At 23.6% G+C, this 14,793-nt stretch carries 10 protein-coding genes; 8 read left to right on the top strand and 2 right to left on the bottom strand.

Going from position 1 to position 14,793, the window contains the following annotated elements; genetic code table 4:
- The first annotated feature begins 48 nt into the window (after positions 1-48).
- Both AACK78_RS06295 and AACK78_RS06290 read left to right on the top strand, forming a co-directional pair.
- On the top strand, positions 49-1,026 hold the full coding sequence (locus AACK78_RS06295; RefSeq protein WP_338955134.1) for a hypothetical protein: 978 nt from the start codon (positions 49-51) through the stop codon (positions 1,024-1,026).
- 3 nt (positions 1,027-1,029) lie between these two features.
- Positions 1,030-1,257 (top strand): hypothetical protein, encoded by a 228-nt coding sequence (locus AACK78_RS06290; RefSeq protein WP_338955137.1) that lies wholly within the window; start codon positions 1,030-1,032, stop codon positions 1,255-1,257.
- Between the two features lie 453 nt (positions 1,258-1,710).
- Here AACK78_RS06290 and AACK78_RS06285 read toward each other — a convergent pair whose 3' ends face one another.
- A complete protein-coding gene (locus tag AACK78_RS06285; protein WP_338955139.1) occupies positions 1,711-2,352 on the bottom strand; it encodes a transposase in 642 nt (213 codons plus the stop codon).
- A complete protein-coding gene (locus AACK78_RS06280) occupies positions 2,346-2,525 on the bottom strand; it encodes a hypothetical protein (RefSeq protein WP_338955141.1) in 180 nt (59 codons plus the stop codon). Before AACK78_RS06280 ends, AACK78_RS06285 begins: the two co-directional genes overlap by 7 nt.
- A gap of 332 nt (positions 2,526-2,857) precedes the next feature.
- Between AACK78_RS06280 and AACK78_RS06275 the strand changes: the two genes are divergently transcribed.
- The 6 genes from AACK78_RS06275 to AACK78_RS06250 all read left to right on the top strand — a co-directional run bounded on the left by AACK78_RS06275 (position 2,858) and on the right by AACK78_RS06250 (position 14,790).
- A complete protein-coding gene (locus tag AACK78_RS06275; protein WP_338955158.1) occupies positions 2,858-6,316 on the top strand; it encodes an Mbov_0399 family ICE element protein in 3,459 nt (1,152 codons plus the stop codon).
- A 171-nt stretch (positions 6,317-6,487) separates the two neighbouring features.
- Complete coding sequence (locus AACK78_RS06270) at positions 6,488-9,151, top strand: Mbov_0397 family ICE element conjugal transfer ATPase (RefSeq protein ID WP_338955157.1); 2,664 nt, start codon at positions 6,488-6,490, stop codon at positions 9,149-9,151.
- Between the two features lie 32 nt (positions 9,152-9,183).
- Positions 9,184-9,573 (top strand): hypothetical protein, encoded by a 390-nt coding sequence (locus tag AACK78_RS06265; protein ID WP_338955147.1) that lies wholly within the window; start codon positions 9,184-9,186, stop codon positions 9,571-9,573.
- A gap of 130 nt (positions 9,574-9,703) precedes the next feature.
- Positions 9,704-10,915, top strand: coding sequence for a plasmid recombination protein (locus tag AACK78_RS06260; RefSeq protein WP_338955149.1), 1,212 nt, complete (start codon positions 9,704-9,706; stop codon positions 10,913-10,915).
- Positions 10,916-10,919: 4 nt separating this feature from the next.
- Entirely contained in the window at positions 10,920-12,986 is a 2,067-nt protein-coding gene (locus AACK78_RS06255; protein ID WP_338955155.1) for a VirD4-like conjugal transfer protein, CD1115 family, read from the top strand.
- A gap of 382 nt (positions 12,987-13,368) precedes the next feature.
- Positions 13,369-14,790, top strand: a complete 1,422-nt coding sequence (locus tag AACK78_RS06250; RefSeq protein ID WP_338955153.1) for an Mbov_0401 family ICE element transposase-like protein — start codon at positions 13,369-13,371, stop codon at positions 14,788-14,790.
- Positions 14,791-14,793 lie beyond the last annotated feature (3 nt).

The following is a 14,793-nucleotide window of genomic DNA, read 5'->3' as shown; positions in this document are numbered from 1 at the left end:
AATTGCCATTTTTTATTTTGGCAAAATAGAAAGGATGATAAAAAATGGATGAAAAAATTACTTAGTTTGTTGGTAATATTTTCGTTGTCATGTGCAAACACAATGACGTTGATTGGTTGTGGTAATATTGATACCAACAAACCACATTTACAGCCAAATAATTTTAAAAATAATTTAAAAATTAATTTAGAAACAAATATTGATTTAGAAAAAAGATACTTATCCCACCCTATTTTAATGCAAAAACGAGGTTATAAAGGAACTTTCTTTAATCAATATAAGACAGATACTATCAAACGGTTAACAAATGTTTTTTTAAGCAAAGCAGATAATAATTTAGCAATTAAATTTAAAACAGAATTTAGTACTTATGAACAACTACAAAGTTATCTAAAAATAGAACAACAAAATTACTGACAAAATTTACTTAATAATATTTGTCAAAAATACCAAGATAATTTAAAACAACTTATCTTATTATTTTATAATTTTATTTCAAATATTTGAAATAAAACAATGATTAATTCAATTTTAAGGAAAATAGAAATTGAAAATGTGATTGATGGGGATGATAATGTTTGGGGACAAACAAATAATCACCAAACTATTTTGCTAAACAAAAAGGTTTTATCTTGTGCGTTTGAAAAAACAATAAATAGTGAATGACACAAAGGACAATTTACAACCAATAATTTTCTGCATATTTTAATCCGTGAATTAGGACATATCTTTTATTTTTATGATTGAGAAGCATTTAAAATCAATCATATTTTTTATTTAAAGCAATTTTTAGGACAGAAAATTAATAACTTAAATAAGTTTGCAGAACTAGACAAAGAAAAAGTGTTAAGGATATTTGCTAACAGTAATTATGGATTGAGTGATGATGAGGAGTTATTGGCAGAGGGATTTGCATATTGGTTATTAGCAAAACAAAGTATGCAAACAAAAATATGAGCATTTTGAAACGAATACTTTACAAGTTATTTACCACAAATAAGAGATAAAAAAAGAAAGGAAGTGTAAATGATGTTAAATACAATAATTGGAATGATGGGAACAATCGCCGTAATCGGCTTGTTTGTTTGTTTATGGAAGTTTCTTGGTATTAAATTGCAAAAAATGAAAAAACAAATTGAGTTAACGAAATACAAAAAAACTTGTCGAATAATATTATATTTTAGTATAAGTTGTTTTGTGTTATTTTTGTTAGTAATTGGATTGTGAATTGGATTAATATATCCAACTTTGAAATAAAATAAAAAAAAAATTCATATTTTTAATATGTGTTTTTCGAGTTGGCAATTTTTTAATTGGAATATACTTTTTCGCAACAAATTCAATATATTTAATTAAAAATTACAATACGAGTGAATGGTTAATATGATTTGTTATTATGCCAATTCGGCTGATGTTTTTTTATCTTATAGATCATATATTTTATAAAATAAAAAGCTATATATAATTTTTAAAAATAGAAAGGAGGAATAAAATATGTGTGATAATTGCAATAAAAATAAAATATTTCAAATAATTAGATTAGGATGTACCGGACATCATTTAAAAAAATGATAAGATAGTTAGTGGAAAAGTAATTAAAATAAAACTTTGCTTTAATTTTGTAGAAAACTCTTGATGAAATAAAAAAAATCATCAATATGACAATTTAAAAACTAATTTTGTGTAAGAATATGATTTTGCTTTAAATTTTTAAACGTTGAAATATAATACCGTTGATTGTTGTTTTGGTGTTAAACCTTTATGCTGGTATTTTCATTTTCATAGATTTAAATAATTTTGAATATTAGTGAAACCTAAACCATGATAATGAATTAAGGCTTCTTTAAGACTAGATTGTAATTTACTAATCTTACTTAACTTTCGATAACTAGTATCAGGATTTATACTAGTTTTGGTAGAATATAGAGTAGAATTTGTTTGTTTTGCTACTAATAAATATAATGGTTGCATGTCAGAAAAAATCAATGATTTTTCTTTAATTAATTGCTTATTCATATTTTTAATAATTCATTGTTTTTGTAATCGTTTGGTATTGGTGGATTGAACAAAAATATTATTATTGATATCAACTGCCATTTGAATACAACATTTGGTATTAGTTGAAAATGGATCAAGATGAGTTTTTCGTTTATCAAATTTATCTTTAAAATTACCTTTATGGATTTCTTTAATAAAAGTTTCATCCATTTGGATTTGACCACTTAATTTTTTAAATTTTAATTGAGTATTTTCTAATTGTTTTGATTGGATTAGTTTTTGTCGATTATACCAAGCGGTTTTTGGTGTTGTTTTAATAAAACAAGAAATTATTTTGCTAGATTGTCCTAACAATGAAAAGATTTGCAATTAGGACATATAATGCCTTTATCTCTAAATTTCTGATCAATTTCATTTAAACGTTTTTGTTTTTTGATTAGCTCTTCTTCTTTTTTTATTTTTTCAGCAAATTCTAAAAATTGATCATCTGTAAAACTGTTTTTTAATTCTTTAATTATTTTTTCCATCAATTTTTTACCTCTATATATTAAAAATATACCTAAAATTAGGTATATTCTATAAATATCAAGAGTTTTCTACAAAATTAAAGAAACTTTGTTAAAGCTGTTGAATAATTTTTACAAAGTTTGTCAATGAATTTAAATTATCATTAATAGTTAGCCAGCTTAACCATTATGGTCCGTTATTTCAAAATTACTAATTTTTGTTATTCCAGATTTCATAAATTCAGAAAATGAATTTGCATAATATCTACCGCGGGGTAATTTATCTGCGTGGTTTTATATTTCAGTAATACACAAACATATATTTTTTTAAAACAGAAAGGAGGTTATATGATATGAAAAAAACTATATTGGTACCATTGTTATTAACAGCCACAATTGGTATAAGTGAACCACTTATTTTTAAATCATCCCTCAATGATAATTTTTCGATTGCAAAACAAGAACAAATTATAAATAAAAATGCAAAGAAAAGTTTTAACCCAACAGCCCCAAGTTTTACGAAAAATATTAATTGAGATAATAATATTGATGTCGAAACTGGCGGTACTTGGAGTGGTGATTATACAGAAAAAGTAGAATCAGGATACTATTATGTTAATATTTTAGATTATGCAAGTAGTTGAAATGATTTTAAAAATAAGTATAAACAAATTCAAATAGATTTTGAGGGTTATGTTGATCATAACCAAGCAGATAGGGTTGATTATAATGCTTACTATTATATCAATCTAAGTCAAATAAGTGGCATGGCCAAAACATCCCAAATTTTTCATCACTATCAAGGTTATACCCAAAATGCAGAATGAGGATGAGCAGATGTAAGATACCAATTAGAAAATAATGATGAGCGCATTAAAATTGATTTTTTGGTTTATGCAAGAGCCACAAACGGATGAAATTCTCATAATACATGAGCTAAAACCTGATTAAAAGTTAATAAATTGATTTTTAATACGAGTTTTAGTTTTAATGAGATGAAAAGTAGTTTAATAAGCGAATTAAATAAAGAGCTTAGTTATTATTCTAATATTGATAATAACCCGCAAAGTGCTAATAATTGAAATCAAATTAAAGAGCAAATGGATAGCAAAATCAGAAAAGCACTAAATGATAATAATAATACACAGGAATGAATTGAATTTTTAAACCCAAATTATCAATTAGAAAAAAGGAACAATAATTATTATCTTAAAACAAGTTTTAATATTGAAAATTATCAAAATGGCAGTTCTGAAATATGAGAATTTAAAACACCTTTAAATTTTAATAGCGATTATAATATTGCTAATGCCAAAAATAGAATAGAAAACGAGTTAAAACAAACAATTATTTATCAAAGTGATACATCAACCAATATTTTAGATGAAAGTAATTGAAATGCAATTAAAACTATCTTAGATAATAAAATATTTAATGTTTTAAGCAAAAAAGGAAGCATAATTGAATGAAAAAAACTTATTAAACCAAATTATGCTTTAATAACAGAAAATAATAATTATTATCTTAAAACAAGTTTTAATATTTTTAATCATTTAACAGAACAATGAGAAAATTGAGTTTTTAAAACAAAACTCAATTTTTCATTAAGTGCAAAATATTGAAAAAGTAAATTACAAGAACGAATTTTAATAACACCAGGAAAAATTAGTGATAAAAATGGGGTTACAATGATTAATGATATCGAAGAAGTTATTAATAACGGTGAGGGAAGGGAAAATAAATACAATAAAGGAATAATAAAATATCATACAACAACATTTTTTCAATATATCGAACCAAAGGAAAATAATAATGATCCTGATTATGATATTGTTAAAATAAATGGGGTTAATTTAAACGCTGTTAATGGTTTATACACACATACTTTTGATGATAAAGAAAAAGTTAATAAATATGAAATTGAAATTATTCACCGACCAAACCCTAAAATTGGGGGAGATGTTGGTGGTAATTTTAAGTTAACAATTTTAATTGAAACAATTACCCCATCATTGCAATTAAAATTAATGGGATGAGGGCCAAAGAATATTGACTATGAAAAACTAACAAATGAATTTATCAAAGACCCTAGCAATGAAAATAAATCAATCAAAAACCCTAATTATGATAAAGAAATTAATAAAGAAACAGGGACGAAAAAGCAATTAATCTGAGTTCAACATCAATCTAACACCCCTTTTCCATTAGATCCAATTGACAAAGATGGAAATTTAATAAAAACTAGTAATATTAATGATTATGATATCGGTTATTTAGCAGAAGCAAGTGCAGTCGGAGCTGGTTTTGAAAACTTTTACAATAATGACAACATTGAAAAATTTACTCGTTATTTATCAAATGAAAAGTTAAATACTAAATTCGAAAATGGCTATCAATTAGAAAAAAACAAAACTGGTGATGTTAACACTAGTGCTGGGTGATTTCATTTTATTATTCAACAAAAACGCTTTAATGATTTAAATGGTAATACCCAACCGCCATTTTATCAACACAAATTTATCTATGTTGATAAAAATAAAAGTTCAAATTATCAGTATTTTTTAAATTCAGTTGATAGTAAAGATGCGAGTGATTTTTGAAATACAACACAAGGAAGACATCTAAAAGATTACATGATTAACTATAAAAAGTGAAACACAGACAATGATTTAGCAAAATTAAATTATGAAGCAGTGTTATCATATTGGCGAGATTATGTTTCAGATATTCGCAATCATTTAGCAATCAATGAAAGTATCAATAATTTTAAGGCATTAAATGATTTAAATATTAGTGCTTTAAAAATGAATGCCAAAGATATTAAAACTATTAGAGATAAAATTAACAAATATGTTTGACAAGAAATAAATAAACTTAGTTTATTAGCAACAATAAACAAAGATTATATTATTCAAATATATAAAAATCAGCAATGACAAAAATTAATTGATGATGATTTAAATGAACTAATAACTAATCAACAAGAACAAACAAAAGAAATAATGATAAAAATAAAAGCACTAAATACATCAATGATACTAATTGGGGAAACAAACCAATTTAAAGTTATTAACAACTTAAATTATGATGAAAATAAAGTAATTGATTTAAGTAAAATTAAATATCAAAATCAAGAATATAATTTTAAAGATAAAACAAAAGATAATATTTTTAATAATTATATTATGGAATATATTAAACAAGGTTTTAAAATTAATAAATTAGATGAAATCTTAAAACAAGATATTGATTATCAAATATCATTGCAAGGAGTAAACGGAAAAAAGATTAATATTAATGATAATGAATTACAGGAATTTATGAAAAAGATTCAAGAAAATAAAGGTGCTGAGTTAAAAATTACTATTTATGCTTTGGATAATAGTTTAAAAGTTATTGGGAATGCTTCATATAAATTAATAAACAACCCAATAACAGAAAATGCCCCCAACAAACCAAATGAAATTCCCCCAACAGAGGGTATTATACTTAACATTATCAATAAACCAATTGATCCCAATAATCCAAATGGAAATAACGGAAATAACGGGAATGGAGAAAATAATAATCCAAATAAACCAGAAAAACCAAATAAACAACCAGATCCTAACAAACCTAATGAAAATAATGAAAGTGGTTGAAAAAAGTTTTTAAAAAAACCAGTTAATTTATTTTTTATGACTTTGATTAGTTGTGGGATAGTTGGTGGGTTTATAACTTGAATTATCATTAAAAATCAATTAAATAAAAAAATTGGGGGCAAAATAGAAAATAAAAAAAGTAAAAACAAAAAGGAAATAAAAAAACAATAAATAATATCTGTTTATTCCCCTTTTATTTAATACCCTTATTACGCATTTTAAGGGGTAAATTAGGCGCTGAAAGTTATTTTATTAAAATATAAAAATATTATAAATATGAAAATAGTTTTTAAAACGGCATTTTAAATGTCGTTTTTAATTTAAAAGAAAGAGGCGCAAAATATGAAAAATGTAATACCAAAAAAACTAAAAGACGCCAAATACCGATTTTGACGCAATATAACAATAACAGATGTTTTAATAATTGCCGTTTGAGTTGGATTAACAATTATGTTTATATTTGGTTTTCAATGAAAACTATGAATAAAATTATTATCATCATCAATAATGATTTTAATTAGTTTACCACTAATTATTACAAATAAAAAAACTAATTTAAAGGGGTGACAATGCTTATATTATAAAATTAATTACTTATTTAGTTGTAAGAAATATAGTAAAAACAAAACCAGCTTACTGGTACCATATAATAAAGTTATTACCAATAACTTTATTACAACTCACGGAATTTTAAAAGGTACTTTAAAAAAGACTCTAATTGGAGGAATTCAAATAAAAGGATTTGACATTACTTTATTAAGCGGTGAAGAGCAAATAATAAGATTAAGAGATTTACAAGATATTTTTAAATTTGCTAATTTTCCAATAACTTTATTAAAGTTAGAATTACCATTAAATTTTGATGATAACATTAAATATTTACAAAAACAAATTAATAAAACGCAAATCCGTTATAAAGACAAAGAAATTAGTTTTAATCAATTTGTAAAAATTACAAAACAAATTAAAAATAATATTAATTTTTTAAAAAAAGAATTAATTAAAATAAACGATGAAATTAAAACTGAAAAATGTTTTTTTCTTTTTGTGTACGGAAATAGTGAACAAGATTTAAACGAAAAAATATTATTTTTAGAAGATAAATTATATAAAGGAAAAATTAATTGTAATATTTTATCTAATTATGAAATAACAAAAATCTTAAAATTAATGTGAAATCCACATGAAAAACCATTAAATAAAACAGATTTTAATAAAAATAAAGATAATTTAGCAAAATTATTGCAATTTAACTACCTAAATATTAAAAAAAATTATTTTATAGCAAATGATTTATATTATTCAATTAATACCATTCAGGACTATCCTTTATTTATTAATGATTTATGAGGGGCATGTTTATTTTCAAACGAACAAACTATCATTTGAAATATAAATCCTCTAAATTATGATGAAACAAAAAAAGCAATAAACAGTGCTATTCAAACAACCCAAACAAGACAAGTAATGACAAAATCATATGTTAATACAAATGAAAATAACTATGAACTAGAAACATACTATCATTTAATTGATGAGGTTAATGGTGGCGGTGAATTATTGAAAAATGTTAATATTTTATTTTTAAATTATGGAACAAATAAAAAAACATTATCACAAGCACAAGTACGATTAACAAAAGCATTAAAAGAAATGGATATTAAAGTTAATCCATTGTGATATCAACAATTTAATGGTTTAAAAGGATTTATACCATATAACAATAAAATCATAATAAAAAAATATGGCCGAGAAATGCCAACAAGTACCCTAGCAGCATCATTTCCATTTATTGATAGTGGTTTATATGATAAAAAAGGTGCGTGATTAGGAACGAATAATATGGGTAATGTTGTGTTGTGAGATCAATTTAAAATTACGAGCAAAAGAACAAACCATAATATGTTTATTCTCGGTACAGCCGGAATGGGAAAATCATTTACAATGAAAAAAATGATAAATCATCATATCAAGATGGGTCGTAAAGTTATTGTTATTGACCCTGAACGAGAATACCAAGAATTATGCAAATATTATGATGGAAATTGAATTGATGCAGGAGATGCTTCGATCGGAAAAATAAACCCCTTACAAATTTTAGATAATAATTTTATTGATGATGTGGAAAATGCTAATTCATCGCCATTATCAAATCATTTACGATTTTTAGAGCAGTGATTTAAAACGCTTTATCCCGATTTTAACGGGCGAGAAATTAATTTATTAACAAAATATTTAAAATTATTATATCACCAATTTAACATTACAAATAATAGCGAAATTAACAAAATTAATAACATTGATTTTCCAATTATGAGTGATTTTTATGACTTATTAGAAAAAGAATATAAAAATAATAAAAATCAACTTTTAAAAGAGTTTATGGATTTAATTACCACAGATTTTTTAAATGATGGAAAATATCAAGCACTTTGAAATGGACATACAACGATAAAATTTAAAAATAATTTTGTTGTTTATGATGTTTATAATTTGTTTGACTTAGATGACAAAAAAACAAACGCAGCACAATTAATTTTAATGCTAAATATTATCAAAAAAGAAGTAAAAGAAAATCGTTTCAAAGATGATAATGAAATAGTGATAATTGTTGATGAAGCTCATTTAGCAATTGATAAAGATAATCCAGTGGCTTTAAATTTTATGTACCAAATGACAAAAAGGATTCGGAAATATAATGGTGCTTTGGTTGTGGCAACGCAAAATATCGCTGATTTTGTAGAAAATGAAACCGTTTTAAAGAAAACAACAGCAATTATAAATAATAGTCAATATTCATTTATTATGGGGTTAAAACCCAATGACTTAGAAAAAGTAATTAATTTATATAAAAGTTATGGGGGATTAACATCGGCAGAAAAAGACTATATTGCTCGTAGTGTAAAAGGACAAGGACTATTTTTTGTTTCAGGATTTGAAAGATATCGGATTGAAATACAAGCAAACAAAAAAGAAAAAGCCGGATTTGGAAAAAAAGATAATTAAAATAAAAAACTAAAAAGAAAGGAACTATCAAAATGAAAGAAACAGAAAAATATATAAGTTATCAACTTATGACAAGTAATTTAATTTTAACAAAACCTTATTATGATAATAAAGGTAGTAAATGAATTGAGTTAAGGATAAAAGATTTATTGTATCCTTATGCAAGTATTAATATAAATAATAAATATTTTAAATTACAATATAACAAAGATTATTGTTTTATTACAATTTTTAGAAATCAAAACTTTTATATTAAAAATAAAGATTGAAAAATTGAGGGTGAGGTTAATTGAGAAAAACTGCACCCTTTTTTGTTGGCGTTGAATAAACAATGTTTAATTAAAAAAGCCGAGAAAAAACAAATATACCAAGAAAATTTAAAATATTTTAATGGTAATAAATTTCCAAAAAAAGACAATTAATTAGACAAAATAAAAATGAAATTTTTGAAATATTTTGGCAAAGCCAAAAGATATAATGAGTGGACTTTTGGCTTTTTAAATTTAACAAATTTTAAAGGGTAAAAATTTCCAAAATAAGGAGGAATAAAATATGGAAAAAGAATATAAATTTAAGTCATCACCACCGATTGGAAAATATCAAAAATATATCAATGGTGCCGTTGATAAATTAATACGGCATAATTTTAGAATTAAAATACCCGAAAATGTTAACCCTGAATTTACAAAATATAATTTTTACTATGTTAATGGCATAAAAGAAATAACAAACAATGGCAAAGGTTTTGAAATAGTAAAACAAAAAAGATTTGAAAAAATGAAGTTATTAGAAGATAATTGAAATAAACAACAAACTAAATATAGTGAAGCACAAAAAACAAGTTTTAAAAATAATTGTGAAAAGAAAAATATTTATATAGACATTATTTTGCCGGGAACAAGGCAGGAATGATTTGAAAAAATGGGAATATGTCAATTTACAGATATTCAAGTATGAGATAAATTTACTGGAACACGTAAAATGGGAAAATTAATTCTTGAAAGTATCAATTGGAATAAATTAAATGAATGAGTTAACATTGAAATTAATTTTATGAAACAATGAATGAAAAATAATCTTGGTACAGATATGGGTTATCTATATTCAGCAATCCATTTGGACGAAACAACGCCCCATATTCATTTTGATTTAATTCCAATTAATAAAGGTTTTTCAAAAAAACTTAATGAAGAAAGATATACAATTAGTCAGAATAAACTTTTTGGTGGTAGTAATCGTTTTTTTACAATTAGACAAAAAGATGATTTACTAAACAAATTTCATCGCTATCATGCTAATTATTTAACAAAAGCAGGTTATGAAATCGAACCTGGTGAAATCGGCGGTAAAGGTAGCTATAATGCGATGAATTTTCGGCAAGTTAAAGAATTTGAACGAAATAAGTTAGAAAATGAAATTAATACTCTATTTGATGAATATAGGTCTACCAAAGATAATATAGAAGAATTTAGCAAAATTAAAGGTATCAGTGATGATTATGATGGTTTAATTTATGAAATTAAACAATATTTAAGATATGAAAATAATTTTACAGATTATGAAATAAATCAATTAACTAAATATTTAGATTTAGCAGAAAAAATGAAATACTACAAGATTATCACTACTATCACTAACCCAAAAGAATCAGATTTTAAAAATATGAGTTTAATTGAACAAGAATTTAATGAAATGGTTTTTAAAATCAATCCAATTATGCAAAAAGGTTATGATTTGGTGAGCAGTCTAGAAAGAGAGTTATAAAAATATGTGAAATAAAATTAAAAAGAAAAAAATAAGTTTATTAATTGGTTTATGTTTTGTTCCAATAATTTTTATTTTTTGTTTAACATTATTTGGAATAGGTTATTCAATTTTTAATAATTGAAAACAAATGGTAATATTTATCAACGAAATTAAGCAATTTCAAATATTATCATGATGAAATTATATAATTAAAAGTGAATACGGATTATTAATAACAGTTGGATTAAGTTTATCTTTTTATTGCTGGTTTTTTTATTTTGTTTTATTTAGTAAAGTGAAGAGTAAAGAAACTGCAATTAAAACAACCGATAAAATAGATTTTGGGGATAGTAAGTGATTAAGTATAAAAGAAATTGATGATATTGGTGATAAAGTTAATATCAAAGATAATTATAAAAATACTGGTTTTGTTTTTAGCTGTAATAAAAATAAAAAAGATTTATTGTTTAACTTAAAAAATAATATTCATAGTGTTATTGTTGGCTCAACAGCAAGCGGAAAAACACAAGGAATAGTAGTACCAACAATTTATTTAAACGGAAAATCAACCACCAAACCAACTATGATCATAACCGACCCTAAGGGTGAATTATATAATTTAACCAGTGGGTTTTTAGCAGAAAATGGTTATAAAATAAAAGTTATTGATTTTCGTAATTTAGAGAAAGGAAATACTTGAAATCCATTAAAATTAATTTACGATGATTTTATTAAAATGATGATAACAGATAACGAAAAAGAAAAAATAAAGTGAAAAATAAAATATCAAGATAAAATTAGATCACTTAGTCGTATGTTAATTAACAAAAATATAAATATTGAAAATGAATTTTGAAACGAATCAACAAGCATGATTGTTCAAGGAATTATTTTGGCAATATTAGAAGATTATGAAGATAAAATAAATAAATTTAGTAAAAAATCAGAAATCGAAGAAAATTTAAACCAAGAATTATTTTTTAACAAATTTAATATGGCATCAGTGGCAGCAATCGCTAGTTTTAAAAAAGATTTAGTTGAATGACTAAATAATCGAAAAAATACCAGCATTGCCAAAATCACCGCAAGCCAGGCTTTAGTTGATAGTAAAGAAAATCGGACACTAGATAGTATTTTAATGACTGTTGCAAAAAGTTTAGAAATATTTAACAATGATTTTATTCGTAATTTAACATCCCAAAATGATATTAATTACAATGATTTTATCGAATATCCAACAGTTCTATACATCATATTTAGTGATGAAAATGATAATTACTATAAATTAATAGCAATATTAATTAGTCAAATTTATCAATTTTTAACAAATCACGCAAGTAAAACAATCAAGCAAAAACTAGAAAAATCAATATATTTTATTTTAGATGAATTTGCTAATTTAACAAAAATAAATAATTTTGAAAGATGAGTTAGTATTTCACGCAGTAGAAACATCTTTTTTCAATTAATATTACAAGATATCAACCAATTAAAATTAAATTATGGTGATACAATAGCAAAAATTATTTTAAATAATTGTGGAATGCATATTTTCTTACATACCAACGATTTAGAAACAATTAAATATTATAGCGAATTATTTGGTACAAAAACAATCGAACAAATTAGTATCAATGAAAATAAAAGCAATATTAGTGTTTCAAAAAATTTAAAAAGCCATCCGCTAATGTTAACTAGTGAGTTAGCAAATTTAAAACAAGGACAAGGAATTGTTAAAATATCACGCTATAACCCAATGAAAATAACTTTAAAACTATGGAAAGATTTAAAGTTATCAGAAAAAACAAACCCATTTCAATTAAAAGAAATTGAATATATCAATTTTAATAAAGAATATTTTTATGATATTAAAAATAATAAAAAAGAAATGAAAGAAAATGAAACTAATGAATTTGCCAATTTAACAACAGAAGAAATTACAACAAATATTAATAATTTAAAAATCCAATTAACAGAATATGAAAAAACAAACTATAAATCTATTCAAAATAAAACAATGATAAATTTACTTTTACAAAAAATTAAAAATCTTGAAACAGAGTTAATCAAAAGACAAGAAAACCAATAATTATTCTGAAAAGGAATAATTATTTTTTATAAATAGTAAGATTTCACAAAGTGGTCAAGCTGGAACACTAAAAAATAAACGAAGTGGGGGAGGATATCTGATAAGGTTAATCAACTAATTAAATTAGTACTACACGGGGCAGAAGAGTAGTCGCAAGTGATTAACCAAACCAATGCCTAAGGGAAACTCTGCCTAAATGAGGAAAAGCAATAAAGTTATTTAACAAATAACTAGTGAAAAATAAAAAGAAAAAGGATAAGAAGGTTAATTAATTTCTATCTTTCTATCGATAAAAATAATGTAATAAAACTGCTGACAAATTATTTTAAGCAGTATAAAATCTTACTATCATGCAATGATGATTTAAAAGGAATATAAGTATATGTTAAATATTTTCAATACTATTAATTTTAGAGAAAAAGTAAATATTGATGTTAATGAAGTAGGAAAAAGATTAATATTAGAAGAATGAGAAAGCACTGATCAAGAATTAAGAAAACAAAATTGCAACGGTCAAAATGGTTATATTATGTGAGGGAAAAGACCTTTTACAGAAAAAACAGAGTATGGCGATATTACTTTTTATAGAACATTATTTCGTTTTTACAATAAAGATACTAATAAATATGAATTTGTTTTTTTATTTGATAAAAAAATTGGGAGAAAAAAATGAAGTAGAATTAGCATTTTTATTAAAATAGCAATTTGAAAAGAAATGGATAGTGCCAAAAGACAAAGAGATATTAAGGATACGTATCCAAAATTAAACATATCCAATATGACAATCACAAATATTAATAAAGAGGTTAATTTTGATAAATTATTTAAAGAACAATTAAAAACAAAGACAGAAAAAATAAATGTTCAAACACCATATTTATATGCTGGAGTTGACGATTCTTTTAGTAATTTAACAAAATATAAAAAAATAGAAAAAAACATGTTTAGAGTAGCATATTTCCATACTGGATATGATGAAGTAAAAAGTACTAAAAACAAAAATGTTTTAAGAGATAAAAAGATTTTTATTGTTATGAAATCAGTAAAAAATAAATATTATCTTATTAAAAAATATAAAAAAGAATTTTTACATTTTTTAAATCAAAATTTTAATATTGAAAATTGTAAGTTAACGCTGGCAGGTGATGGAGCAACATGAATTCAAAAATTCGCTAATGAAATTGGTGCAATTTATATTTTAGATGAATTTCACTTAATGAAAGAATTAAAAACAATAGTTCCTTATCGAAGAAGAAAACTTACCAAAAATTTAACTGATAACGAAAAAATAAGAAAACAAATTTATTTAGATATTAATAAATTATTGAAAAGTGGCGATCCTGATGAAGCGATAAAATATTTAAAAAATTTAATAAAAATCAAGAACATTAAAGAACATCCATTTTTGAAAGATAAAAAAGAAGATATAAAAAAATTTATTAATTATATTAATAAAAGAAAAGATGGGATTAAGGTTTATAAAGAAGATTGATATTGGGGGTCTTGCACTGAATCACAAATTTCACATAATGTCAAATGATTAAAAGGATATGGCTCTAAATCATATAGTGAAAAAGTTTTCAAAAATATGATTGCAATGAAAATGGCGAAAGAAAACGTGGTTAATTTAATTGAGTTTTATCTTAATAAGTTAAATAAAAAATTGCAAAGAGAACATAATTATTATTTCAAAAATGATGCTAATCACCTGCAAAAAGAACATAGTTATTATTTTAAAAATAATGATAATTACCAATTTTTAATAAATAAAAATGTTTCTCAACAAGCAAGCGTGTTTATTTAAAAT

It is taken from the genome of Spiroplasma endosymbiont of Polydrusus cervinus (genome assembly GCF_964019755.1).
GTDB lineage: Bacteria > Bacillota_I > Bacilli_A > Mycoplasmatales > Mycoplasmataceae > Spiroplasma.
Note: the sequence above shows the minus strand (reverse complement) of the source record. Positions and strands in the feature narration are given on the sequence as shown.